This is a genomic window from Kitasatospora sp. NPDC049258 (assembly GCF_040678895.1).
GTDB lineage: Bacteria > Actinomycetota > Actinomycetes > Streptomycetales > Streptomycetaceae > Kitasatospora.
Map to the genome: position 1 here is coordinate 17,120 of NZ_JBFAQT010000013.1, position 23,036 is coordinate 40,155.

Genomic DNA, 23,036 nt, shown 5'->3' on the forward strand with positions numbered 1-23,036 from the left:
TCCGCCCCGGTGACCGAGAACCGCCCTCCGAACCCGACACCGGGTGGGGAGGGGCCTGTGCCCCGGGCCCGCGCAGCAGTGTGCGGGCCAAGGGGCGGACGATGAGGAGAAACGGCGACATGCCGAAGCAAAAGACGCACAGCGGCGCCAGCAAGCGCTTCAAGATCAGCGGCTCCGGGAAGGTGCTGCGCGAGCGTGCCGGCCGTCGCCACCTGCTGGAGCACAAGCCCTCGACGCTGACCCGCAAGCTGGCCGGCACCGTCGTGCTGGCTCCGGCCGACGCCAAGAAGATCAAGAAGCTTCTGGGCAAGTGATCGCCCGCCCGCGGCCTCGCCGTGGGACCGGCTGATCCTTCCCGACCCAATCGAATGACGGACCGCGTGAAGCAGTCCGCGGTCCAACCCAAGGAGTAATCAAGTGGCACGCGTCAAGCGGGCAGTGAACGCCCACAAGAAGCGCCGGGTCATCCTCGAGCGGGCCAGCGGTTACCGCGGCCAGCGGTCGCGCCTGTACCGCAAGGCCAAGGAGCAGGTCACCCACTCGCTCGTCTACAACTTCAACGACCGCAAGAAGCGCAAGGGCGACTTCCGCCAGCTCTGGATCCAGCGCATCAACGCTGCGGCCCGTGCCAACGGCATCACCTACAACCGCTTCGTGCAGGGCCTGAAGGCTGCCGGCGTCGAGATCGACCGCAAGATGCTGGCCGAGCTGGCCGTGCACGACGCGGGTGCGTTCGCCGTGCTCGTCGAGGTCGCCCAGAAGGCGCTGCCGGCCGACGTGAACGCGCCGAAGGCCGCCGCTGCCTGATCCCGAGCGGATCACAGCTGAGGTGTCCGGACCCGCAGGCCCCACGGCCTGCGGGTCCGATTCGTTGGCGGCCCGCCGCGGCCCGTCGCGCCCGGCTCCGGCCGTGCCCGGCCCACTCCCGGCCCACTCAGAGAACGAGAGCATGCAGAGCACCGACACCCCCCTGCTCACCTCCCTGCGCTCCCCGCGGGTGGTCGCCGCCCGCCGGCTCGCCAAGCGCAACCAGCGGAGCAAGGAGCGCCGCTTCCTGGCCGAGGGCCCGCAGGCCGTCCGGGAAGCCGTGGCGTTCGGGCGGCTGCCGGGCTCGGGCGAGCACGCCGTGGTGGAGATCTACCTCACCTTCGAGGCGGCCGAGCGGCACGCCGAGATCGTCGAGGCGGCGCTGGCGGCGGGGCTCCCGGTGCTCACCGCGACCGACGAGGTGATCGCGGAGATCTGCGACACGGTCACCCCGCAGGGCATCGTCGCGCTCTGCCGGTTCATCGACACCCCCTTCGAGGAGGTGCTGGCGGCCCGCCCGCAGCTGGTCGCGGTGCTCGCGCACGTCCGCGACCCCGGGAACGCGGGCACCGTGCTGCGGACCGCCGACGCGGCCGGGGCGGACGCCGTCATCCTCACCGACGCCTCGGTGGACCTCTACAACCCGAAGGCCGTCCGGGCCTCCGTCGGCAGCCTGTTCCACCTGCCGTTCGCCACCGGGGTGCCGATCGAGCAGGCCGTCGCCCGGCTGCGCGAGGCCGGCGTGCGGGTGCTGGCCGCCGACGGCGTGGGGGAGCGCGACCTCGACCAGGAGCTGGACGAGGGCACCCTGGGCGCGCCCGGTGCCTGGGTCTTCGGCAACGAGGCCTGGGGGCTGCCGGAGCAGACCCGCGCACTGGCCGACGAGGTGGTGCGCGTGCCCATCCACGGACACGCCGAGAGCCTCAACCTCGCCACGGCCGCCGCCGTCTGCCTCTACGCCTCGGCCCGGGCACAGCGCTCGCCCGGAGGCTGTCGCGCACGGGGGTAGGGACGCTAGGGTCTGCGTCGGGGCGGCAACACGCTGGGTAAGCGGGAGGGACACCCATGGTGGGCAGCGGTGCACGGCTCGACCCGGACGACCTTCCGGACGGGCTGGTGGTCGCCGACGACCAGGGCCGGGTGACCGTCTTCAACAGCGCCGCCGCCCGGATCACCGGCCTGGCGGCGGGCGCGGTGCTCGGCCGGTCGCTGGAGCAGGCGCTCCCGCTGGAGGACCTGGACGGCCGCCGCTGGTGGCCGCTGACCGACCCGTACGGCGGCCTGGCGGTGCGGACCGGCCAGCCGGAGCGCAACCTGCTGCTGCCCGGCGGCCGTGAGGTGCTGGCCTCCGCCCGGTACGTCCGGGAGCACCCGCGCGGCCCGGTCGAGCGGGTGGTGGTCTGCCTGCGCGGCACCGAGGCCCGGCGGCGCACCGAGCGCAGCCACGCCGAGCTGATCGCCACCGTGGCGCACGAGCTGCGCTCGCCGCTGACCAGTGTCAAGGGCTTCACCGCCACGCTGCTGGCCAAGTGGGAGCGGTTCAACGACGGCCAGAAGCGGGTGATGCTGGAGACGGTCGACGCCGACGCGGACCGGGTCACCCGGCTGATCGCCGAGCTGCTGGACATCTCCCGGATCGACGCGGGCCGCCTGGAGGTCCGCAAGCAGGTGATCGACCTGCCGGCCGCGGTCCGGCGGCACGTGGAGGGCAAGGTCGCGGCGGGCATCCCGGCCGACCGCTTCGACATCCGGGTCGGCGAGCTGTCCGGGCCGCTCTGGGCGGACCCGGACAAGATCGACCAGGTGCTGGGCAACCTGCTGGAAAATGCGGTGCGCCACGGCGAGGGCACTGTCACCATCGAGGTGGCGCCGGCCAAGGAAGTGGTCGAGGCGGCCGGCTGGGAGCCTCCGGGCACCCCGCCCCGGGTCCTGGAAGGAACAGCGGTCACCGTGAGCGACGAAGGCAGCGGCATCCCCGAGGAGTCGATGCCGCGCGTCTTCACCCGCTTCTGGCGCGGCTCCAAGCGCGGCGGGACGGGCCTGGGCCTCTACATCGTCAAGGGCATCGTCGAGGCCCACGGCGGCACCATCCGGATCAGCCGCGCCCCCGGCGGCGGCGCCCAGTTCCGATTTATCCTGCCCGCCGGAGTGCCGGACTTCATGCTCTGAGAGCCGCTGGAGCCGCCGGACCGGCGGGCTTCGCCGTGCGAGGGCCCCGCGCACCTGCGATCGGCCCTGCGCGCGCTACGACTACACTCGACCTTTGGCGTTGTGGTACGCCCTGCGCGGCCGAGCCGCGGACACCCCTCCTGCGAACCACGGGAGCGGCTGCCCGCGACCGGGCCACACCGGGCGTGACGCAAGGGCGAGCTGTTCGATCAGGACCCTTCACCAGCAGGAGCACGGGAAAGATAGAGATGTCCGCACCCAATAAGTCGTACGACCCGGTAGAGGTCGAGGCACTCAAGCCCGAGGTGGTGGAGCAGGCCCGGGACGAGGCCGTCGCGGCCTTCGCCGCGGCCGGCAGCCTCGACGAGCTGAAGGCCGCCAAGGTCGCCCACACCGGCGACCGCTCCCCGCTGTCGCTGGCCAACCGCGAGATCGGCGCCCTGCCGCCGCACGCCAAGGCCGCCGCCGGCAAGCTGATCGGCCAGGCCCGCGGCGCCGTCAACCAGGCACTGGCGAAGCGTCAGGTCGAGCTGGAGGCGGAGCGGGACGCCCGCGTGCTGGTCGAGGAGGCGGTGGACGTCACGCTGCCGTACGACCGTGCCCCGCGCGGCGCCCGGCACCCGCTGACCACGCTGGCCGAGCGGATCGAGGACACCTTCGTGGCCATGGGCTACGAGGTCGCCGAGGGCCCCGAGGTGGAGGCCGAGTGGCTCAACTTCGACGCCCTCAACCTGCACGAGGACCACCCGGCCCGCTCCATGCAGGACACCTTCTTCGTCCAGGCCCCGGACGGCACGCCGGACTCCGGCGTGGTCCTGCGCACCCAGACCTCCCCGGTGCAGGCGCGCACCATGCTCGACCGCGAGCCCCCCATCTACGTCGTCTGCCCCGGTCGGGTGTACCGGACCGACGAGCTGGACGCCACCCACACCCCGGTGTTCCGGCAAGTCGAGGGTCTGGCGGTGGACGAGGGCATCACCTTCGCCGACCTCAAGGGCACCATCGAGCAGCTGGTGTCCAAGCTGATCGGCGACGGCCTGGAGCTGCGCTGGCGGCCCTCGTACTTCCCGTTCACCGAGCCGAGCGCCGAGATCGACCTGCAGTGCTTCGTCTGCCGGGGCGAGAGCGTCGGCAACCCGGACCGCCCGTGCCGGACCTGCTCCTCCGAGGGCTGGATCGAGCTCGGCGGCTGCGGCGTGGTCAACCCCCGGGTGCTGGTCGCCTGCGGCGTCGACCCGAGCCGCTACAGCGGGTTCGCCTTCGGCCTCGGCCTGGAGCGAATCCTGATGAACCGCCACAACGTCGCCGACATGCGCGACATGGTCGAGGGTGACGTCCGCTTCACCCTCCCGTTCGGGATGGAGATCTGATGCGCGTCCCGCTCTCCTGGCTGCGCGAGTACGTCGACCTTCCGGCCGGTGAGACCGGCCGCGACGTGGCGGCCCGCCTGGTCCGGGCCGGCCTGGAGGTCGAGACCGTCGAGCAGCTCGGCGCCGACCTCAAGGGCCCGCTGGTGGTCGGCCAGGTGCTCTCGATCGAGACCCTGACCGGCTTCAAGAAGCCGATCCGGCACTGCTTCGTCAACGTCGGCGACGCCAACGGCACCGGCGAGCCGCAGGAGATCGTCTGCGGCGCCACCAACTTCGCGGTCGGCGACAAGGTCGTCGTGGTGCTGCCGGGCGCCGTGCTGCCCGGCCCGTTCCCGATCGCCGCGCGGCAGACCTACGGCCACACCTCGGCCGGCATGATCTGCTCCGCCCGCGAGCTGGGCATGGGCGACGACCACGACGGCATCATCGTGCTCCCGCCGGAGTACGAGCCCGGCACCGATGCGATCGAGCTGCTCCAGCTGGTCGACGAGGTGCTGGACATCGCCGTCACGCCGGACCGCGGCTACTGCCTGTCCATGCGCGGGGTGGCCCGCGAGGCCGCCGCCGCGTACGGCCTGCCGCTGGCCGACCCGGCGCTGCTGGACGTGCCGCCGGCCAACTCCTACGGCTACCTGGTCAAGGTCGCCGACCCGATCGGCTGCGACCGCTTCGTGGCCCGTACGGTGACCGGCGTGGACCCGTCCGCGCAGTCCCCGATCTGGCTCCAGCGCCGGCTCCAGAAGTCGGGCATCCGCCCGATCTCGCTGACCGTCGACATCACCAACTACGTGATGCTGGAGGTCGGCCAGCCGCTGCACGCCTACGACCGCAACCGGGTGGACGGCCCGATCCAGGTCCGCCGCGCGGCCCAGGGCGAGAGCCTCACGACGCTGGACGGCGTGCAGCGCAAGCTGTCTCCCGAGGACCTGCTGATCTGCGACAACAGCGGCCCGATCGGCCTGGCCGGCGTGATGGGCGGCGCCAGCACCGAGATCCTCGACCCGGTGCTCGACCCGGAGACCGGTGAGGTGACCGGCTCCACCGAGGTGATCGTCGAGGCGGCGCACTTCGACGCGGTCGCCATCGCCCGCTCCGCGAAGCGGCACAAGCTGCCCTCCGAGGCGTCCAAGCGCTTCGAGCGCGGCGTCGACCCGGAGGCCGCCCGGGCCGCCGCGCAGCGCGCCGTCGACCTGCTGGTCCTGATCGCCGGCGGCACCGCCGAGGCCGGGGTCACCGACATCGCCGCGCCGCACCCGCTGCGCACCATCGCGATCGACGCCGACCTGCCGGACCGGGTCGCGGGCACCGCGTACAGCCGCGAGACGGTCACCCGGCGGCTGCAGGAGATCGGCTGCACCGTGGTGGGCACCGACATCCTCGAGGTCACCCCGCCGACCTGGCGGCCCGACCTCACCGACCCGTACGACCTCGCGGAGGAGGTCATCCGGCTGGAGGGCTACGACAACGTCCCCGCCCGGATGCCCACCGTCCCGCCGGGCCGCGGCCTGACCGAGGCCCAGCGCTTCCACCGCCGGGCCGGGGTCGCGCTGGCCGGGGCCGGCTACGTCGAGGTGAACAACTACCCGTTCATCGGCGAGGCCGTGCTGGACGCGCTCGGTCTGGAGCCCGGGGACGAGCGCCGCCGCACGGTGACGCTGGTCAACCCGCTCAACGACGAGGAGCCGGGCCTGCGCACCACGCTGCTGCCCGGGCTGCTCGGCGCGCTGCGCCGCAACATCGGCCGGGGCAACACCGATCTCGCGATCTTCGAGACCGGCACGGTGTTCCTGCCCAAGCCGGAGCTCAGCGTCGCCCCGCGGCTGCCCGTCGACCGCCGGCCGAGCGAGGCCGAGCTGGCCGAGCTGGACGCCGCGCTGCCGCACCAGCCGCGCCGGATCGCCGTCGCCCTCGCGGGCGAGCGGCTGCCGTCCGGCTGGTGGGGCAAGGGCGCGGGCGCGAGCTGGGCGGACGCCGTCGAGGCGGCCCGCACGGTGGCCCGCGCGGCCAACGTCGAGCTGACGGTCCGCCAGGCCCAGCTGGCCCCGTGGCACCCGGGCCGCTGCGCCGAGCTGCTGGTCGGCGAGGTCGTGGTCGGCCACGCCGGTGAGCTGCACCCGCGGGTGATCAAGGCGCTGCACCTGCCCGAGCGCACCGCGGCGATGGAGATCGACGTGGACCTGCTGTTCGCCGGTGGCGGGCAGCGGGTCTCCGGCCCGGTGGTGGCCTCCTACCCGGTGGCCACCCAGGACGTCGCGCTGATCGTCGACGCGGCCGTCCCGGCCGGCGAGGTGGAGCGCGCGCTGCGTGACGGCGCGGGCGAACTCCTGGAGGCGATCCGGCTGTTCGACGTCTTCACCGGCGAGCAGGTGGGTGCCGGCAAGAAGTCGCTGGCGTACTCGCTGCGCTTCCGGGCCACCGACCGCACGCTGACCGCGGACGAGGCCTCGGCCGCCCGCGCCGGCGCGGTGGCGGTGGCCGCCGAGCGCACCGGCGCGGTGCTGCGCGGCGCCTGACGGTACGACGGCCCAAGGGCCCCGATCCCGGAGTCGATCCGGGGGCGGGGCCCTTGTCGTGTGCGCGCCGATTGGACGGCCGGTGTGCGCGCCGTGTCGATGAACTGCTTTCTGCGCCAAGGGTCTTGCGGGGTAGGGCGACGGAGCGCTTCAATCAGTTAGGAAAGTTTCCTAACGTGACCTGCGGGAACCCCCATGCCCGCAGCCGGCAGACGGAGCATCACATGGCAACTCACCACCGGACGGCCCGTACCGCGCTGGCGATCGTGCTCGCCGCGGTCCCCCTCACCCTGGCCACCGCGGGCGTCGGGCACGCCGAGAGCTCCACCGTGGCGGTGGCGGCGGTCGGCCTGGACGACGCGCACAAGAAGGACATCGCGATGCAGCTGGTGTCCAGCGCCGAGAACTCCTCGCTCGACTGGAAGGCCCAGTACAAGTACATCGAGGACATCGGCGACGGCCGCGGCTACACGGCCGGCATCATCGGCTTCTGCTCGGGCACCGGCGACATGCTCGACCTGGTCCAGCACTACACCGACCTCAAGCCCGGCAACATCCTCGCCAAGTACCTGCCCGCGCTGAAGAAGGTGAACGGCAGCGAGTCGCACTCCGGCCTCGGCACCGCCTTCGAGAAGGACTGGGCCACCGCGGCCAAGGACACCGTCTTCCAGAAGGCCCAGAACGACGAGCGCGACCGCGTCTACTTCAACCCCGCGGTCAACCAGGCCAAGGCGGACGGGCTGCGCGCGCTCGGCCAGTTCATCTACTACGACGCCATCGTGATGCACGGCCCCGGCAGCGACTCGGACAGCTTCGGCGGGATCCGCTCGGCCGCGCTCAAGAAGGCCAAGTCCCCCGCCCAGGGCGGCGACGAGACCGCCTACCTGAAGGCCTTCCTGGCGGCCCGCAAGGTCGTGATGAAGAAGGAGGAGGCGCACGCCGACACCAGCAGGGTCGACACCGAGCAGACGGTCTTCCTGAACGCCAAGAACTTCGACCTCAACCCGCCGCTCAAGTGGAAGGTCTACGGCGACCCGTACAGCATCAACAGCTGAGCCGGACGCCCGACGACAGCCGCCGCTGGGCCGGGCCCGGCCCCGCGGCGGCCCAATATTGGTACGACAGTGCGTCAAGCCGCTGATAGGTTCTCCGACGTGGCGAAACTGAACCAGATCATCGCGGTCGAAAAGGGCGTCAAGTCCAAGTCCTTCCAGGAGCTCACGCAGGCCCATCACGGTCTGCAGAAGCCGGCTCTGCTGGCGGGGATCTCCCGCACGTACCAGCCCAAGGACGAGGAGGGCGAGCAGCTCCCCCCGGAGTCGACCCGGGTCCAGGTCAAGGCCGAGGACATCCTGCGGGCCACCGCCACCTCCCTCACCCGGCTGTTCGACGTCACCGCGACCAAGGACTGGGCCAACTGCTCGGCCCGCGCCGACGTGGTCGTCGACGGTCGCCCGCTGCTGAAGGAGGTGCCGGTCAGCTACCTGCTCTTCCTCGAGAAGCAGCTCGCCGACCTGTACACCTTCGTCCGCAAGCTGCCCGTCCTGGACGCCTCGGAGGCCTGGAGCCCCGACCCGTCCACCGACGCCTGGAAGACCGACGCGGTGCGGACCATCCGGACCAAGAAGGTGCCGCGCAACCACGTCAAGGCCGAGGCGACTGACAAGCACCCCGCCCAGGTCGAGGTGTACTACGAGGACATCCCGGTGGGGTACTGGACCACCGTCAAGTTCTCCGGCGCGCTCCCCGCCAAGCGGGTCAACGAGCTGGTCGAGCGGGTGGAGAAGCTGCAGCAGGCCGTGCAGTTCGCCCGTGAGGAGGCCAACGGCGCCGAGATCACCGACCGGCGGGCCGGCGAGGCCGTGTTCGGCTACCTGTTCGGGTAGTCTCCTGATCGCCCCTCGTGCGAGCGAAGGGGTGCGCTGGCAACAGCGCAAGCTGAAACTGATGTTGAAGCTGACGACGGGGTAACGGTGGAGGTTCGAGTCCTCCCCCCGGCACACCTGCCGGGGTGGCCCAAGAGGTAGAGGCAGCCCCCTGAAATTCAGACTCTCGCTCCAGTCTCAGTATTCGCCGCCGAGCGCCAGATCGACCGGGTGCGGACCGAAGGGTCGGATGCGGGTTCAAGTCCCGCCTGTGCCTCTCCTCGTGGCACGGTAGTTCAAAGGCAGAACACGACACTGTGAAAATGATCCGCAGCTCTTAAACGTGCTGGCGCAATCAGTTGGGTGGCACCTCAGGGGCCCGGGAGCCGGATACCGCTCCCGGGTCCCGTCACGTCCGGGGCTCCCCGGTCACTGCTGGCCGTACGCGTCCAGCCACTCGGCCCAGGTGGTGGTGCCGCGCCGGCCCTGCGGCGCGGTCATGGTGTACGCGGCCCGCATCAGCGGGGCCGGGGCGGGCAGGCGCAGCACCCGGCGCGGGCGGCCGCGGGCCCACTGCCACTGGTCGACCAGCGCGCCCAGGCTCAGCACCTGCGGCCCGCCGAAGTCCTCGCACCGGCCGGCCGGGCCGGCCCGCAGGCACTCGACCACGTGGCCGGCGAAGTCCGCGGAGTCGGCCGGCTGCACCGGCAGCCGGGTGGGCAGCGGGAGCACCGGCAGCCGCGAGGCCTTGCCGAGCATCCGGTCGAGCAGCCAGTGGAACTGCGTGGCCCGCAGGATCGACCACGGCACCCCGGACTCCCGGACCAGCTCCTCGGCCGTGAGCTTCATCCGCAGATAGGGCCCGCGCGGGCGGTCGACCCCGACGATCGAGATGTACCCGAAGTGCCCGACCCCGGCCCGGGCCGCCTCCTCCAGCAGCCGGCGGGTGCCGTCCACGTCCACCTCCGGCGGGCTGCGCCAGAGGTCCGCCGGTCTCGGGTAGCCGCGCCGGGCGGCGGGGGAGTAGGTCGCCGCGTGCACCACGGCCGACACCCCGGCCATCGCCTGTGCTACCCCGGCCCCGGTGGCGAGGTCGCCCCGGATCCAGTCCACGTCCGCGGCCGTCCCCGGCGACCTGGCCAGCACCCGCACCCGGTAGGCGGGCTTCAGCTGCTCCACCAGGCACCGGCCCAGGTGCCCGGTGCCACCGGTGACCAGCACGATCTCCATCGCCGCCACCTCCAGCCGGCGAGACGGCCCTTCCTACGAGCCTCCCACCGGCCCGGGGCCCCGTCGAACCGGCGGGACCCCGGGGCGTGCGGCGGCGGGTCGGGCGAAGCCGCGGCGGGCGGTCAGACCGAGGCGGTGTAGTCGTAGAAGCCGCGGCCGGACTTGCGGCCGAGCAGGCCCGCGTCGACCATCCGGGACAGCAGCGGGGGAGCGGCGTACAGCGGCTCCTTGTACTCCTCGTACATGGACTCGGCGATCGAGACGATGGTGTCCAGCCCGATCAGGTCGCACAGCCGCAGCGGCCCCATCGGGTGGGCGCAGCCGGCCTCCATGCCCTTGTCGATGTCGGAGGCGGTGGCCACCCCGGTCTCGAACATCCGCACCGCCGAGAGCAGGTACGGCACCAGCAGGGCGTTCACCACGAAGCCGGCCCGGTCGCGGGCGCGGATCGGCTCCTTGCCCAGCACCTCGACCGCGAAGGCCTCGATCCGGGCGGTGGTCTCGGCGGAGGTGGTCAGGGTCGGGATGACCTCGACCAGCTTCTGCACCGGCGCGGGGTTGAAGAAGTGCAGGCCGATCACCTGTTCCGGGCGCGAGGTGGCGGCGGCCAGCTTCACGATCGGGATGGAGGAGGTGTTGGAGGCCAGGATGGCGTCCCGGCGCTGGATCACCTGGTCCAGCGTCTGGAAGATCTGGACCTTGATGTCCTCCCGCTCGGCCACCGCCTCGACCACCAGGTCGCGGTCGGCGAAGTCGGCCAGATCGGTGGTGAAGGACAGCCGGGCGAGCGCCTCGTCGCGCTGCTCCTCGGTCAGCTTGCCGCGCTTGACCGCGGTCTCCAGGGAGTTGGTCAGCCGGGTGCGGCCGAGCTCCAGGGCCTCGCCGGTCGCCTCGGAGACCAGGACGTCGAGGCCGGAGCGGGCGAAGACCTCGGCGATGCCCGACCCCATCAGGCCACAGCCGACTACTCCGACGCGCGCGATGTCACTCACTCAGTTGCCCTTCACGGTGGTGCTGGGGGTCTCCCAGCCGGCTGCTCTGCGGACGGAGCACCGTGGCCACGGCCCGGTACGACGCCCGGGACGACGGTACTACTCCGCTTAACGCACGTTCACCTCCGGGCGCTCCCGGACCGGCCGAACCGCTGCGCCGACCGCCGGTGCGCCCGAGTGGATGACGTACCCCCGGCCGCCCGTGTGCTGCCGCCGGCACCGCCCGGCCGGGGCGACACTGCCGGGGCACGGGGTGGTGGTGCTGGACATCGGCCCGGACGCGGCGGGCCACCGATCTGACCGCCGGGATGCCGATCTTCGCCGGGACGAAGGAGGGGGGCTCCCTCGCGTACGAGGTCGCCGTCACGGCCCCGCGGAGGGCTCAGCGGAGGGCGCGGGGGAGCGCTGAGGGCTCCAGCAGTGCGGCGAGCTCCCGCTCCGGCAGGCTGCCGGGCTCCCGGCCCTCGGCGGCGAAGGCGTTGGCGAGCCGCTGCAGGGCCCCGTTGACCGGGGTCGGTACGCCGTGCAGGCGGCCCAGCAGCACGACCTCGCCGGTCAGGTGGTCCGCCTCGATGTCCCCGGTGCCCCGGGCCAGGCTCTGCCAGGAGGAGCCGCCGCCGCGCGTCGTCCCCGGCATCGGCACCAGCCGGACCCGGTCGCCGCGCTCGGCCCGCTGCTCCGCCTCGTCCGGGTAGCCGATCCCCGCCGCCGCCAGCACGGCCGCGCCCTCGGCACCGAGCCGGTCCAGGAGCGCCAGCCGCAGCTCGCCCTCGATCGGGCCGCCGACCGCCTCCAGCGCGTTGCCGAGGTTGCTCAGCAGCTTGGCGTACTTCCAGCCCATCACATCGGCGCGGACGGGGGCGGCGAAGTGCGAGCCCGCCAGGTCCGCGGAGATCCGCTCGGCGGTGTCGTCCAGGCCGGCCGGGTAGCGGCCCAGGTGCAGCACCCCGCTCAGCGGGCTCCCGGACGCGGCGACCTGGCCCGGCTCCAGATGGGTGGAGGGCAGCCAGACGCACATCCCGTACACCCGGCGGAAGCGGCGCAGCGCCAGCCGCTCGTTCTCCACCCCGTTCTGCGCGCAGACCAGCGGCAGCCGCTCGCCGGCCGTGCCGCCGCCCGCCACCGGGCGGCCGGCCCACTGGGCCAGCAGCTCCGCGGAGTGCTGGGTCTTGACCGCCAGCAGCAGGACGTCCTCGGGGCCGAGCGCCAGCTCCTGCGGGCCGCCGACGGCCGGCACCGGCAGCCGCCGCAGGCCGGCGTCGGGCGTGGTGAGGCCGAGGCCGTCCCGCCGGAGCGCCTCCAGGTGCTCGCCCCGGGCGACCAGGACCACCCGGTGCCCGCTCTCGAACAGCCGCCCGCCGATCGTGCCTCCGACGGCACCGGCCCCGATCACGATGTAGCGCATGAGGGCGAGCATGGCATGCCGCCCGGGGCGGCGGACGGCGGGGTCAGCTGCAGAGCTGACTGGCCGTCACCGCGCCGAGGCCGCGCTCGGCCAGACCGGCCAGGATCCCGGGCATCGCGTCGGCGGTGCCCTGGTGGCCCAGGTGCAGGGCGACCACCGAGCCGTTGCGGACCGCGCCCAGCAGCCGGCGCTGCAGCCGGTCGGCGCCCGGATCGGCGTAGTCGATCGGGTCGACGTCGAAGGACAGGCAGTGCTGGTAGCCGACCAGCTTGGCCTGCTCGCGGACGGTCGCGGTGGCGTACTGGGTGGCCGACGGGCGGAACCAGCGGCCGATCGAGCCGGTGAGGTGCTCCAGCCGGTCGGCGCACTCGGCGATCTCGGCGTGGATCCGGGCGGCGCTCAGGGCGGAGATGTTGAGGTGGTTCTGGGTGTGGTTGCCCAGCTCGTGCCCGCCGTCCAGGATCCGCCGGGCCACCTGCGGCTGCTCGTCCAGCCAGCTGCCGACCACGAGCACGGTGAGCCGGGCACCGTGCTGCTCCGCGGTCTGCAGCACCCGCTCCGCGATCGCCGGGTCGCCCTGGCCGTGGAAGGTGAGCGCCACCTGCGGGCGGCTGCGCGATCCGTTGATCACCTCCTCCGGGGTGCCGGCGGCCAGCGGCGGCAGTGCCAGCGCGGGGTTCGCCGTCGGCTCGGCGGCGGTGGCCGGCCCGGAGGCGGCCGGCCCGGAGGCGGGCGGTGCGGTGGCGGACGGTGCGGTGGCGCCGGGGCTGCCCCCGTCCGCCGGATCGGCCGGCCGGGGGCGGGCGGCCAGCGAGCCGGCGGGGGACGGCGCGCTCGGTGCGGCCCGCTCGCCGCCGCAAGCGGTGAGCGTGGCCGCACCGGCGGCCAGCCCGGCGATCCGGGCGCCGGCGCGCAGCAGGGTGCGTCGGTCGACAGTCATCGGCGACAGCCTAGGCAGCACCGCTCCCGTGTGCGATTCGAGCGGAGCCGGGGGTACCCGGCGCGGGGCCGTCCGTGCCAGCCTGGCCGGTATGGCCGACACCCTGCTGACCCTCCGTCCGCTGCCCGGGCGGGCACTCGAACTCCTCGACGCCGTGGGCGCACCGCCGCGGCTGCGTGCCCACCTGGAGCTCGTCCACGAGGTGGCCGCGCGGCTGGTGGCGGGCATCGGCGGCCGGTGGCCGCAGGTGCCGGTCGATGCGGCGAGCGTGCTGTTCGGGGCGGCCACCCATGACATCGGCAAGGTCCGCCACCCGGAGGAGCTCAGCACCCCCGGCCACCGGCACGAGGAGGCCGGCTACCGCCTGCTGCTCGACCTCGGCGTGCCCGAGCCGGACGCGCGGCCCGCCCGCACCCATGCCTCCTGGACGCTGCCCGGGATCAGCCTGGAGGAACTGTTGGTCAGCCTGGCCGACAAGGTCTGGAGGAACAGCCGCCGGCCCGACCTGGAGGATCTGGTGACCACCCGGCTGGCCGAGGCCTGCGGCGGCCCGCGCTGGGAGGTGTTCCTGGCCCTGGACGACCTCCTGGGCACGCTCGGCGCCGGCGCCGACCGCCGCCTCGCCCACCAGGCCCGGTTCCCCGTGCAGGGGCCCGCCAGGTAGCCGGTGACCAGCGGGTCTCACCGCTGGGACGGGCAGCGGATGTCGGTGGCGGGGCGGTGGCCGGTGGCGAGGAAGGACGTCACCAGGGTGTCGCCGCAGGTGTTGCCGTTCGCCAGGTAGGCGTCGTGGCCGCCGGAGTCGACGGCCACCATCCGGGCGCGGTCGCCGAAGGCCCGGCGCAGTGCGAGGGCGCCCCGGTACGGGGTGGCGGGGTCGCGGAGGTTCTGGACCAGGAGCACGTTCGAGGGCCCGGCGCCGGTGACGCGGACCGGCGGCTCGGCGGGGGCGGGCCAGAAGGCGCAGGGCATCACGTTGACCGGCATCCCGGCGGTCAGCGGGTGGGCCGCGCGCTCCTCGGCGACCGCCGCGGCGTGCCCCGAGCTCGGCCAGGCCACGTCGTTGCAGAGCACCCCGACCGAGACGGCGATGGTGTTCTGCAGCGCCGCGTCGGGCGGGTTCTGTGCGGCCGGCAGCGGCCGGGCGCCTTGGCCCGCGAGGATCAGCCGGGCGAGCGCGGGGAACTTCTCGTCGTCGTACAGGCTCTCCAGCATCGTCTCGCGCAGCGCGTTGCCGTCCAGCACCGCCGGGTTGGCGCCCGGCCACGGCAGCGGCTCGCGGTCGAGCCGGGCGGCCAGGTCGAGGAAGAGCGGCCGGACCTCCGCCGGGGTGGCGGCGAGCCGGTCCGGGTTGCCGGGGGCGGCGGCCCAGGTCGCGAAGTCGGGGAAGCGGTCCTCGGCGCCGGTGCCGAAGGCGGCCAGCCAGCCGCGGCCGACCTTCGTCGGGTCCGGGTCGTCGTTGCTGTCCAGCACGATCCGGTCGGTGTGCTGCGGGAACATGGTGGCGTACACCGCCCCGGCGTAGGTGCCGTACGAGGTGCCCCAGGCCGAGATCCGGCGCTCGCCCAGGGCCTGGCGGATCCGGTCGATGTCGCGGGCCTCGTTGGCCGTGGAGAGTGAGCGCAGCACCGGCCCGCCGTTGCGCAGACAGGTTTCGGCGACCCGGCGGGCGGTGGCCGCGTTCTGCGCGGTGGAGCCGTCGGCGGCGGGCCACGGGCGCAGCCGCACCATGGACAGGTCCTCGTGGGCCAGACCGCAGTCGACGGGTGTGCTGCGGCCGACCCCGCGCGGGTCGAAGCCGATCAGGTCGTAGCGCTCGCGGACCTCCTCCGGCAGCTTGTCGAGTACCGCGGACGGTGTGTTCAGACCCGACCCGCCCGGGCCGCCGGGGATCAGCAGCAGGCTGCCCCGGCGCAGTTCGGGCTTGCTGCTGGCGATCCGGGAGACCGCGAGGGTGATCTGCTCGCCGTTCGGGCGGCGGTGGTCGAGCGGGACTCCGACGGTGGCGCACTGCTGCTCGGGTGCGGCGGCGCCCTGGCAGCTGCCCCAGCGCAGTGGGGCCGGGCGGGGCGCGGCCCCGGCGCCGGGGGCGGTGACGGCGGTGGCGGCGATGACGGCGGTGGCGGCGGCGAGCAGGGCCGCGGCGCGGTTGGCGATTCCCATGACCAGGAGTCTGGTCGGCCCGCCGGTCCGTTCCCATCGGGCCAGCGGGCCGATCCGGGGTGGGGAGTGCCCCCGGCTCACCGTCCGGCCGGCTCCACCACCGGCCGTACCGGGGACGGGGATTGACGGGTGGTGATGCCCGCGCAGACGCCGAGGCCGACCAGGGCGGCGCCGAGCAGCTCGCCCGGGTGCAGGCCGCCGGTGCCCAGGGCCGCGCCGGAGAGCGCGGCCGTCACCGGGATCAACCCGGCGAACAGCCCGGCCCGTTCGGCGCCGAGCCGGCCGAGCGCCGCGTACCAGAGCAGGAAGGCCACCACCGTCAGCACCACCGACAGGTAGAGCAACGCGGCCGCCTCGCCGGCGGTCGGGATCCGCAGCAGCCGGGTGCCGTCCAGCGCCAGGCCGGTCAGGCCGAACATCGGCACGGCCAGCGCCGTGGTGTACGCGGACACCCGGACCGGGCCGAGCCGGGGGAGCAGGTCCACCGCGAGCAGCGAGAACGCCGCCTCGCAGGCCAGCGTGCCGAGCGCGAACAGGAAGCCCAGCGGGTCGCCGGGGCCGAACCCCTGGGTGACGGCGGCGCCCGCGACCACCACCGCGGCGGCGGCGAGCAGCCGGCCCTGCGGGCGGCGGCGGGCCAGCAGCGGGGCGAGTACGGCCAGCAGCAGCGGGGTGCAGCCCACCACGCTGCCGACGGCGGCCGGGTCGGTCCGGCGCAGCGCCTGGATCAGCAGGATGTTGAAGGCGAACAGGCCGGTGGCGGCCAGCAGCGCGAGCCGGCCGAGTTCGGCCGGGCTCGGCCGGGGCCGCAGCGGTCCGCCGCGGCGGGCCAGCGCGAGCAGCAGGACGGCGGCGAGCAGGTAGCGCACGGCCTGCCCGCCGTACAGCGGGAAGGCGGTGATCCCGGCGGTGGCGCCGGTGGAGCAGCCCAGTACGGTCATCGCGGCGGCGGCGCGCAGTCCGCCCGAGGCGGCGTCGGAGAGTGGCATGTCTGCCACGCTAGGAGCAGAAGTGGTCCATCGGACAGGTCCACTCGGGGTGCGATCGGGAGGACCACTGTGTCGGAACTGATCATCGAGGTCGACCATGCGCTGGGCGACCTCGCCGGCCAGCTGACCAGGGCGCTGCGCGGGGCCGTCCAGGACGGCCGGCTGGCGGCGGGCGCCCGGCTGCCGGCGACCCGCCGGCTGGCCGCCCAACTCGGGCTCTCCCGGGGCGTGGTGGTCGAGGCGTACGCGCAACTGGTGGCCGCCGGCTATCTGGTGGCCGTGCACGGCTCCGGCACCCGGGTCGCGCCCGGCGTGGCCCGGCCGCCGGCGTCCGGCCTCCCGGAGCGGACCGCGCCGTCACCGCCGTACGACCTCAAGCCCGGCACCCCCGACCTGGCGGCCTTCCCCCGGGCCGCCTGGCTCGCCGCCGGGCGTCGGGCGCTCGCCGCCGCCGCGCACGACCGGCTCGGCTACGGCGATCCGGCGGGCCTGCCCGAGCTGCGGGCCGAACTGGCCGGCCACCTCGGCCGGGTCCGGGCGGCGGCGGCCGGCCCGGGCGAGGTGACGGTGGTGAGCGGGGTGGCCCAGGGGCTGTCCCTGCTGGTCCGGGTGCTGACCGGCCGCGGGCACCGGCGGTTCGCCGTCGAGGACCCGTGCTCGCCGGGCACCCTGGCGCTGCTGCGGGCGCACGGGGTCGAACCGGTGGGCGTCCCGGTCGACGCGGACGGCCTGGACGTGGCCGCGCTCGCCGCCTGCGGTGCCACGGTCGTCGTGCTCACCCCGGCCCACCAGTACCCCACCGGCGTGGTGCTGGCCCCCGACCGCCGGGCCGAACTCGTCGCCTGGGCCCGGGAGTCGGGCGCCGTGGTGGTGGAGGACGACTACGACGCCGAGTTCCGCTACGACCGCGAGCCGGTCGGCTGCCTGCAGGGCCTCGCCCCGGACCTGGTGGTGCACCTCGGCTCGCTCAGCAAGTCGCTGGCCCCGGGGCTGCGGCTCGGCTGGGCGGTGCTGCCGGGCCACCTCGCCGCGGACTTCCAGCACGCCAAGCGCTACGCGGACCTCGGCACCGGTGTGATCGAGCAGCTCAGCTTCGCCGAGCTGCTGTCCGGCGGCGGTTACGACCGCCATCTGCGGACCGTCCGGGCCGGCTACCGCCGCCGCCGGGACGCGCTGGTGGACGCCCTGCGGGCCGAGTTGCCCGCCGCCGAGCCGCACGGGGTCGCCGCCGGCCTGCACCTCTACCTCCAACTGCCGCCCGATCGCGCGGAGGAGGCGGTGGTGGCGGCCGCCCTGGCCCGGGGCGTGCGGGTGGAGCCGGTGGCCCCGATGCGGCTGACCCCGGGCCCGCCGGCCCTCGCCCTCGGTTACGGCCTGCTCCCCGAACACCGGCTGCGCCGGGCGGCGCAGCTGCTCGCCGCCGCGGTGGCGCAGGCCTGAGCTGGGCCACGGACGCGTCCACCCGGCCGGTCAGGTCAGCTCGTCGGCCAGCAGGTCCATCAGCAGGCCGTCGTGCCAACTGCCGTCCGCGCCGCGCTCGTAGCGCCGCATCACGCCGACCGGCCGGAAGCCGGCCTTGCGGTAGCAGGCGATGGCGGCGGCGTTGTCGGCGGCCGGGTCGATCACCAGGCGGTGGTGGCCCAACTCGGTGACCAGGTAGCGGGCCAGGGTGCGGACGGCGTCCGTGCCCAGGCCGCGGCCGTGCACGGCGGGGTCGAGGTAGATGTCGATCCCCGCGTGCCGGTAGTCGGGCTCCTCCTCGGCGTGCCACTGGATGGCCCCGGCCACCCGGCCCCGGTACTCCACGGCCAGGGTCGGGGTGCTCGGGTCGGCGAGGTCCTCGGCGACCTCGGCCGCCAGGTCGGCGCCGCCGCGCCAGCGCTCGTACACCTCGGGTGCGGCCCGGATGGCGGCCAGCGCCGGGATGTCCGCCTCGGTGGCGGGGCGGAGGGTGACGGCGGCGCCGTGCAGGGTGGGCCGGGCGGTGTCCGTGTCCATGGGCCGACGCTACCCCGGGCCCGCGGTGGCCGTCGGCCCGGTCGTCAGCTGTCCGGGCCGCGCCGCGACCAGGGGCGCCTCAGCTCTGCAACCAGGGGTAGGTGTCGGCGAGGTCGCCGGTCTTCAGCACCACCAGCAGCACCAGCACCAGCGCGACCGCGACCAGCCCGACGGCCTGCACCGCGGCGCGCCGCTTCGGCGGGGCGAAGGCGAGCACCGCACCGGTGGCCAGGCCGGTCAGCAGCCCGCCGAGGTGGCCCTGCCAGGAGGTGATGCCGGCCGAGACGAACAGCCAGACCACCAGGCTGACCATCTGCCGGTTGCCACCCAGCGGGTCGTGCTGCATCCGGCGGCTGAGCACGAAGTACGCGGCGGTCAGGCCGAAGATCGCCCCGGAGGCGCCGACCGCGCCCTGGGTCGGGGCCAGCAGGTACAGCAGCGCCGAACCACCGACCGCCGACAGCAGGTAGACCGCCAGGTACCGGGTGGCGCCCAGGCGTTCCTCCAGCACCCGGCCCACCACCCAGAGCGAGAACATGTTCATCACGATGTGGGCGATCCCGAAGGTGCCCTCGGTGGGCTGCAGGTGCAGGAAGGCTCCGGTGACCAGCCGGTACCACTCGCCGGTGGCGACCCCGATGCCGTGCAGCTCGGGCGGCAGCAGGTACCCGTGGAAGATGTAGTACCCGCCGTCCGGCCCGAGCGCCGCCAGCCCGCGCATCTCGAAGTCGTCGACCACGGACGGCCGGGCGAGCTCGACCAGGTAGGCGAGCACGTTCAGCCCGATCAGCAGGTACGTGACGTACGGCGCGCCGCTCACCCGCCCGCCGAACTGCGTGCGCACCGGCCGCAGGCCCTGGCTGCCGGCCCGGACGCACTCCGGGCACTGGTGGCCCACCGGGGCCTCGTGCATGCAGTCCGGGCAGATGTGGCGGTCGCACCGGGTGCACCGCACATGGGTCTCCCGCCCGGGATGCCGGAAGCAGACCGGGTCCGGCCGGGTCTCGGGGGTCTGCGGGCCGTCGGCGGGGTGCGTGGCATCCATGGCTGGCGGTGGTCTCCGTCGTGTTCGCGCAGCTGGTCTGCGGTGTCGGCGAACAAACTAGCGAACCTGCTCCGCGGGCGGGAGGCGAACTCCGGCGGCCCCGGGCTCGGCTAGCCTGAGTCCACGATGAACTGCTTCACGACGCCCTGGGGCGACCTCGACCTCACCCGCTTCCCCGAGGACCCCCGCGACCGGCTCCGTGCCTGGGACGCCGCCGACGAGTACCTGCTGCGGCACCTGGCCGGGATCGACGACGCGCCGCCGGTCGACCTGTCCGGCACCGTCGTCGTGCTGGGCGACCGCTGGGGCGCGCTGGCGACCGCGCTGGCCACCGCGCCGGCCGGGGCGGTGCCGAGCGGCCCGGCACAGATCAGCCCGGTGCAGATCAGCGACTCCTACCTCGGCCAGCGGGCCACCACGGCGAACCTGCGGCGCAACGGTGCCGCCCCGGACGCGGTCCGGCTGCTGTCCACCCGGGACGAGGTGCCGGAGCGGATCGACGTCCTGCTGATCCGGGTGCCCAAGAGCCTGGCCCTGCTGGAGGATCAGCTGCACCGCCTGGCCCCCGCCGTCCACCCGGGGACGGTGGTGGTCGGCACCGGCATGGTGACCGAGATCCACACCTCCACGCTGAAGCTCTTCGAGCGCCTGCTCGGCCCGACCCGGACTTCGCTGGCGGCCCGCAAGGCCCGCCTGATCTTCTGCACCCCGGACCAGGGGGGCGAGGAGGGCACCCGGCCCACCAACCCCTGGCCGCTCAGCTACCCGCTGCCGTCCGGCATCGGTGCGATGTCCGGACGGACCGTCACCAACCACGCCGGCACCTTCTGCGCCGAGCGCCTCGACATCGGCACCCGGTTCTTCCTGCAGCACCTCCCGCAGGGCCGCGGCCCCGAGCGGGTGGTGGACCTCGGCTGCGGCAACGGCGTGGTCGGTACGGCTGCGGCGCTCGCCAACCCCGCGGCCGAGCTGATCTTCGTGGACGAGTCGCACCAGGCCCTCGCCTCCGCCGAAGCCACCTTCCGGGCCAACACCGGCCTCGGCGCGGTGGCCGACTTCCGGGTCGGGGACGGACTCGCGGGCGTCCCGGCCGGCTCGGTGGACCTGGTGCTCAACAACCCGCCGTTCCACAGCCACCAGGCGACCACCGACGCGACCGCCTGGCGGATGTTCACCGGCGCCCGCGACGCGCTGCGCCAGGGCGGCGAGTTGTGGGTGGTCGGCAACCGCCACCTCGGCTACCACCTGAAGCTGCGCCGGCTGTTCGGCAACTGCGAACTGGTCTCCGGCAACCCGAAGTTCGTCGTGCTGCGCGCGGTCAGGAGCTAGCCGGTGAGCGGGGGGCGGCCGGGCGGCCGGTGCGGTGGTGGGCTCCGCGGTGGGTGACGCGCTGGGAGCCCCGTTCGAGTTCGGCCCGCCCGGGGCGTTCTCGGCCCGCTTCCCCGACGACGGCCCGCCCGGTGCCGGTGCCGGTGCCGGTGCCGGTGGCGAGACGGGCGACGGCGGCGAGATGTGCGGCGGCGGGGGCTGGGAGCCGGGCGAGGCCACCGACGACACCCAGCAGGCCGTCCTGCTGGCCGAGTCGCTGCTGGAGCGCGGCGGGCTCGACCTGCCGGACATCTTCGACCGCTTCCGCCGCTGGGCCGCCGCCGAGCCCAAGGACATCGGGATCCAGACCGAGTGCGTGCTCGGCGGCGGGCTGCCCTGGGACGTGGCCGCGGGCGTCCACTTCCGGTCCACGCTGCGCGCGGCCGGCAACGGCTCGCTGATGCGCGCCACCACCTCGGCCGTCCACTTCGCCCGCCTCGACCGGGCCGGGACGATGGCCGCCGCCCGCAGGATCGCCGCGCTGACCCACGGCGACCGCGCCGCCTGGGAGGGCACCGCGCTCTTCCACGCCCTGGTCCGCGCCGCGCTGGCCGGTGGCGACCCGCTGGCCGAGCTGCCCGCCGCGCTGGCCGAGGTCCACCCCGACCACCGGGAGCGGTACGCGGTGGTGCTGGCACCCGACTGGCAGCCCGAGCGGGCGACCGAGTTCAACGGGGCGGTCTGGCCCTGCCTGGGGTCGGCCGTGTGGGCGCTGCGCAGTACCCGCTCGTTCGAGCGCGCCCTGCGCGCCGCGGTCGACCTGGGCGGCGACACCGACACCGTCGCCGCGGTCACCGGCGGCCTGGCCGGTGCGGTGTACGGCCTCGATGCGGTCCCGGCCCGCTGGCGGGAGCCGCTGCACGTCCCGCTGCCGGGCTTCGCCGGCCGGGTGCTGCGCCTGCCGGACCTGCTCGACCTGGCCCGCCGGCTGGACCTCGGCTGACCGCCGCGGGCCGCCCGCCGGCCGGGTCCCGTTCCCCCTGAGGACAGCGGCATTCTGCGGGGCCGTCACCCGGGCCCCGGAAGGTGAGCGGCACCCCGGGCCGCCGACCGACGGACCCACCCAGTGATTTAGGGTACCCTTACCTGGGAGCTCCTTGCATGAATGTTCCGAGCTGCGTATATTCATGCCAAGTCCGAGAAGGGAACGTCATGGCATTGCGAGTCGCCGTCGCCGGCGCGAGCGGGTACGCGGGGGGCGAGGCGCTGCGCCTGCTGCTCGGCCACCCCGAGATCGAGATCGGCGCGCTGACCGGCGGGTCCAACGCCGGGGCCCGCTTCGGCACCCTGCAGCCGCACCTGATCCCGCTCGCCGACCGGGTGCTGGAACCGACCACCCCCGAGGTGCTCGCCGGCCACGACATCGTCTTCCTCGGCTTGCCGCACGGGCAGTCCGCCGCCGTCGCCGAGGCGCTCGGCGAGGACGTGCTGGTGGTCGACTGCGGCGCGGACTTCCGGCTCCGGGACGCCGCCACCTGGGAGCGGTTCTACGGCTCGCCGCACGCCGGCACCTGGCCGTACGGCCTGCCCGAGCTGCCCGGCCACCGCGCCGCGCTCAAGGGCAGCAAGCGGATCGCCGTCCCCGGCTGCTACCCGACCGCCGTCTCGCTCGCGCTCTTCCCCGCCTACGCGGCCCGGCTGGCCGAGCCCGAGGCCGTGGTGGTGGCGGCCTCCGGCACCTCCGGCGCCGGCAAGGCGGCCAAGCCGCACCTGCTCGGCAGCGAGGTGATGGGCTCGATGAGCCCGTACGGCGTCGGCGGCGGCCACCGGCACACCCCGGAGATGGCGCAGAACCTCGGCCCGGTGGCGGGGGAGGAGATCACCGTCTCCTTCACACCGACCCTGGCCCCGATGCCCCGCGGCATCCTGGCGACCTGCAGCGCCAAGGCGAAGCCCGGCACCACCGCCGCCTCGCTGCGCGCCGCCTACGCGGAGGCCTTCGCAGGCGAGCCGTTCGTCCACCTGCTGCCCGAGGGCCAGTGGCCGCAGACCAGTTCGGTCTACGGCTCGAACGCCGCGCTGGTGCAGGTCGCCCTGGACGAGCACGCCGGGCGGATCATCGCGATCAGCGCGATCGACAACCTGGTGAAGGGCACCGCCGGCGGCGCGGTGCAGAGCATGAACATCGCCCTCGGCCTCCCCGAGGAGCTGGGCCTTCCGCTGAACGGAGTCGCACCGTGAC

The 23,036-nt window shown here is 74.4% G+C and carries 21 protein-coding genes; 13 read left to right on the forward strand and 8 right to left on the reverse strand.

Annotated features, from left to right (window positions below):
* Window positions 1-119 precede the first annotated feature (119 nt).
* The 8 genes from rpmI (at window position 120) to AB0K43_RS13565 (ending at window position 8,745) form a co-directional block, all read left to right on the forward strand.
* Window positions 120-314: a 50S ribosomal protein L35 gene (gene rpmI / locus AB0K43_RS13530; RefSeq protein WP_148647646.1), complete on the forward strand. Its 195-nt coding sequence runs from the start codon at window positions 120-122 to the stop codon at window positions 312-314.
* Window positions 315-417: 103 nt separating this feature from the next.
* Window positions 418-807 (forward strand): 50S ribosomal protein L20, encoded by a 390-nt coding sequence (gene rplT, locus AB0K43_RS13535; RefSeq protein ID WP_363639107.1) that lies wholly within the window; start codon window positions 418-420, stop codon window positions 805-807.
* Window positions 808-949: 142 nt separating this feature from the next.
* Complete coding sequence (locus AB0K43_RS13540; RefSeq protein WP_363639109.1) at window positions 950-1,816, forward strand: RNA methyltransferase; 867 nt, start codon at window positions 950-952, stop codon at window positions 1,814-1,816.
* Between the two features lie 56 nt (window positions 1,817-1,872).
* Complete coding sequence (locus tag AB0K43_RS13545; protein WP_363639111.1) at window positions 1,873-2,976, forward strand: ATP-binding protein; 1,104 nt, start codon at window positions 1,873-1,875, stop codon at window positions 2,974-2,976.
* 248 nt (window positions 2,977-3,224) lie between these two features.
* A complete protein-coding gene (gene pheS, locus AB0K43_RS13550; RefSeq protein ID WP_363639113.1) occupies window positions 3,225-4,346 on the forward strand; it encodes a phenylalanine--tRNA ligase subunit alpha in 1,122 nt (373 codons plus the stop codon).
* The gene (gene pheT / locus AB0K43_RS13555) at window positions 4,346-6,859 is read left to right on the forward strand and encodes a phenylalanine--tRNA ligase subunit beta (RefSeq protein ID WP_363639115.1); all 2,514 of its coding nucleotides are present in this window, start codon (window positions 4,346-4,348) and stop codon (window positions 6,857-6,859) included. Before pheS ends, pheT begins: the two co-directional genes overlap by 1 nt.
* A 224-nt stretch (window positions 6,860-7,083) precedes the next feature.
* Window positions 7,084-7,914, forward strand: a complete 831-nt coding sequence (locus AB0K43_RS13560; RefSeq protein ID WP_363639117.1) for a chitosanase — start codon at window positions 7,084-7,086, stop codon at window positions 7,912-7,914.
* Window positions 7,915-8,013: 99 nt separating this feature from the next.
* Window positions 8,014-8,745 carry a hypothetical protein gene (locus AB0K43_RS13565; protein ID WP_363639119.1) on the forward strand — a complete coding sequence of 244 codons (732 nt, stop codon included), beginning with the start codon at window positions 8,014-8,016 and terminating at the stop codon, window positions 8,743-8,745.
* A 408-nt stretch (window positions 8,746-9,153) separates the two neighbouring features.
* Here AB0K43_RS13565 and AB0K43_RS13570 read toward each other — a convergent pair whose 3' ends face one another.
* The 4 genes from AB0K43_RS13570 to AB0K43_RS13585 form a co-directional block, all read right to left on the reverse strand.
* Complete coding sequence (locus AB0K43_RS13570; RefSeq protein ID WP_363639121.1) at window positions 9,154-9,954, reverse strand: NAD(P)H-binding protein; 801 nt, start codon at window positions 9,952-9,954, stop codon at window positions 9,154-9,156.
* Window positions 9,955-10,076: 122 nt separating this feature from the next.
* The gene (locus AB0K43_RS13575; RefSeq protein WP_363639123.1) at window positions 10,077-10,946 is read right to left on the reverse strand and encodes a 3-hydroxybutyryl-CoA dehydrogenase; all 870 of its coding nucleotides are present in this window, start codon (window positions 10,944-10,946) and stop codon (window positions 10,077-10,079) included.
* A gap of 382 nt (window positions 10,947-11,328) precedes the next feature.
* Window positions 11,329-12,351: a 2-dehydropantoate 2-reductase N-terminal domain-containing protein gene (locus tag AB0K43_RS13580; RefSeq protein ID WP_363639125.1), complete on the reverse strand. Its 1,023-nt coding sequence runs from the start codon at window positions 12,349-12,351 to the stop codon at window positions 11,329-11,331.
* A gap of 43 nt (window positions 12,352-12,394) precedes the next feature.
* The gene (locus AB0K43_RS13585; RefSeq protein WP_363639127.1) at window positions 12,395-13,291 is read right to left on the reverse strand and encodes a polysaccharide deacetylase family protein; all 897 of its coding nucleotides are present in this window, start codon (window positions 13,289-13,291) and stop codon (window positions 12,395-12,397) included.
* Window positions 13,292-13,382: 91 nt separating this feature from the next.
* On the opposite strand from AB0K43_RS13585, the gene AB0K43_RS13590 reads away from it, so the two are divergent.
* On the forward strand, window positions 13,383-13,955 hold the full coding sequence (locus AB0K43_RS13590; RefSeq protein ID WP_363639129.1) for an HD domain-containing protein: 573 nt from the start codon (window positions 13,383-13,385) through the stop codon (window positions 13,953-13,955).
* Window positions 13,956-13,972: 17 nt separating this feature from the next.
* Here the strand turns inward: AB0K43_RS13590 and AB0K43_RS13595 are convergent, their stop codons facing one another.
* Complete coding sequence (locus tag AB0K43_RS13595; RefSeq protein WP_363639131.1) at window positions 13,973-15,454, reverse strand: alpha/beta hydrolase; 1,482 nt, start codon at window positions 15,452-15,454, stop codon at window positions 13,973-13,975.
* Window positions 15,455-15,531: 77 nt separating this feature from the next.
* Window positions 15,532-16,443, reverse strand: coding sequence for a DMT family transporter (locus tag AB0K43_RS13600; RefSeq protein WP_363639133.1), 912 nt, complete (start codon window positions 16,441-16,443; stop codon window positions 15,532-15,534).
* A gap of 69 nt (window positions 16,444-16,512) precedes the next feature.
* Here AB0K43_RS13600 and AB0K43_RS13605 point away from each other — a divergent pair, with 69 nt between their 5' ends.
* The gene (locus AB0K43_RS13605; RefSeq protein ID WP_363639135.1) at window positions 16,513-17,883 is read left to right on the forward strand and encodes a PLP-dependent aminotransferase family protein; all 1,371 of its coding nucleotides are present in this window, start codon (window positions 16,513-16,515) and stop codon (window positions 17,881-17,883) included.
* 30 nt (window positions 17,884-17,913) lie between these two features.
* On the opposite strand, the gene AB0K43_RS13610 is transcribed toward AB0K43_RS13605, so the two are convergent.
* Both AB0K43_RS13610 and AB0K43_RS13615 read right to left on the reverse strand, forming a co-directional pair.
* On the reverse strand, window positions 17,914-18,441 hold the full coding sequence (locus AB0K43_RS13610) for a GNAT family protein (RefSeq protein ID WP_363639137.1): 528 nt from the start codon (window positions 18,439-18,441) through the stop codon (window positions 17,914-17,916).
* Between the two features lie 79 nt (window positions 18,442-18,520).
* A complete protein-coding gene (locus AB0K43_RS13615; protein WP_363639139.1) occupies window positions 18,521-19,486 on the reverse strand; it encodes a rhomboid family intramembrane serine protease in 966 nt (321 codons plus the stop codon).
* Between the two features lie 126 nt (window positions 19,487-19,612).
* Between AB0K43_RS13615 and AB0K43_RS13620 the strand changes: the two genes are divergently transcribed.
* The 3 genes from AB0K43_RS13620 to argC all read left to right on the forward strand — a co-directional run bounded on the left by AB0K43_RS13620 (window position 19,613) and on the right by argC (window position 23,035).
* Window positions 19,613-20,815, forward strand: coding sequence for a methyltransferase (locus tag AB0K43_RS13620; RefSeq protein WP_363639141.1), 1,203 nt, complete (start codon window positions 19,613-19,615; stop codon window positions 20,813-20,815).
* Between the two features lie 34 nt (window positions 20,816-20,849).
* Window positions 20,850-21,797, forward strand: a complete 948-nt coding sequence (locus tag AB0K43_RS13625) for an ADP-ribosylglycohydrolase family protein (protein ID WP_363639143.1) — start codon at window positions 20,850-20,852, stop codon at window positions 21,795-21,797.
* Window positions 21,798-22,006: 209 nt separating this feature from the next.
* On the forward strand, window positions 22,007-23,035 hold the full coding sequence (gene argC, locus AB0K43_RS13630) for an N-acetyl-gamma-glutamyl-phosphate reductase (RefSeq protein WP_363639145.1): 1,029 nt from the start codon (window positions 22,007-22,009) through the stop codon (window positions 23,033-23,035).
* Window position 23,036 lies beyond the last annotated feature (1 nt).

Excerpts from the sequence above, each read along its gene's own strand:
- AB0K43_RS13570 (WP_363639121.1), bottom strand. The coding sequence starts at position 9,954 with ATGGAGATCGTGCTGGTCACCGGTGGCACCGGGCACCTGGGCCGGTGC.
- AB0K43_RS13585 (WP_363639127.1), bottom strand. The coding sequence starts at position 13,291 with ATGACTGTCGACCGACGCACCCTGCTGCGCGCCGGCGCCCGGATCGCC.
- AB0K43_RS13560 (WP_363639117.1), top strand. The coding sequence starts at position 7,084 with ATGGCAACTCACCACCGGACGGCCCGTACCGCGCTGGCGATCGTGCTC.
- AB0K43_RS13620 (WP_363639141.1), top strand. The coding sequence starts at position 19,613 with ATGAACTGCTTCACGACGCCCTGGGGCGACCTCGACCTCACCCGCTTC.
- AB0K43_RS13615 (WP_363639139.1), bottom strand. The coding sequence starts at position 19,486 with ATGGATGCCACGCACCCCGCCGACGGCCCGCAGACCCCCGAGACCCGG.
- AB0K43_RS13580 (WP_363639125.1), bottom strand. The coding sequence starts at position 12,351 with ATGCGCTACATCGTGATCGGGGCCGGTGCCGTCGGAGGCACGATCGGC.
- AB0K43_RS13595 (WP_363639131.1), bottom strand. The coding sequence starts at position 15,454 with ATGGGAATCGCCAACCGCGCCGCGGCCCTGCTCGCCGCCGCCACCGCC.
- AB0K43_RS13590 (WP_363639129.1), top strand. The coding sequence starts at position 13,383 with ATGGCCGACACCCTGCTGACCCTCCGTCCGCTGCCCGGGCGGGCACTC.
- pheS (WP_363639113.1), top strand. The coding sequence starts at position 3,225 with ATGTCCGCACCCAATAAGTCGTACGACCCGGTAGAGGTCGAGGCACTC.
- pheT (WP_363639115.1), top strand. The coding sequence starts at position 4,346 with ATGCGCGTCCCGCTCTCCTGGCTGCGCGAGTACGTCGACCTTCCGGCC.
- AB0K43_RS13540 (WP_363639109.1), top strand. The coding sequence starts at position 950 with ATGCAGAGCACCGACACCCCCCTGCTCACCTCCCTGCGCTCCCCGCGG.
- argC (WP_363639145.1), top strand. The coding sequence starts at position 22,007 with ATGGCATTGCGAGTCGCCGTCGCCGGCGCGAGCGGGTACGCGGGGGGC.
- AB0K43_RS13545 (WP_363639111.1), top strand. The coding sequence starts at position 1,873 with ATGGTGGGCAGCGGTGCACGGCTCGACCCGGACGACCTTCCGGACGGG.
- AB0K43_RS13610 (WP_363639137.1), bottom strand. The coding sequence starts at position 18,441 with ATGGACACGGACACCGCCCGGCCCACCCTGCACGGCGCCGCCGTCACC.
- AB0K43_RS13600 (WP_363639133.1), bottom strand. The coding sequence starts at position 16,443 with ATGCCACTCTCCGACGCCGCCTCGGGCGGACTGCGCGCCGCCGCCGCG.
- rpmI (WP_148647646.1), top strand. The coding sequence starts at position 120 with ATGCCGAAGCAAAAGACGCACAGCGGCGCCAGCAAGCGCTTCAAGATC.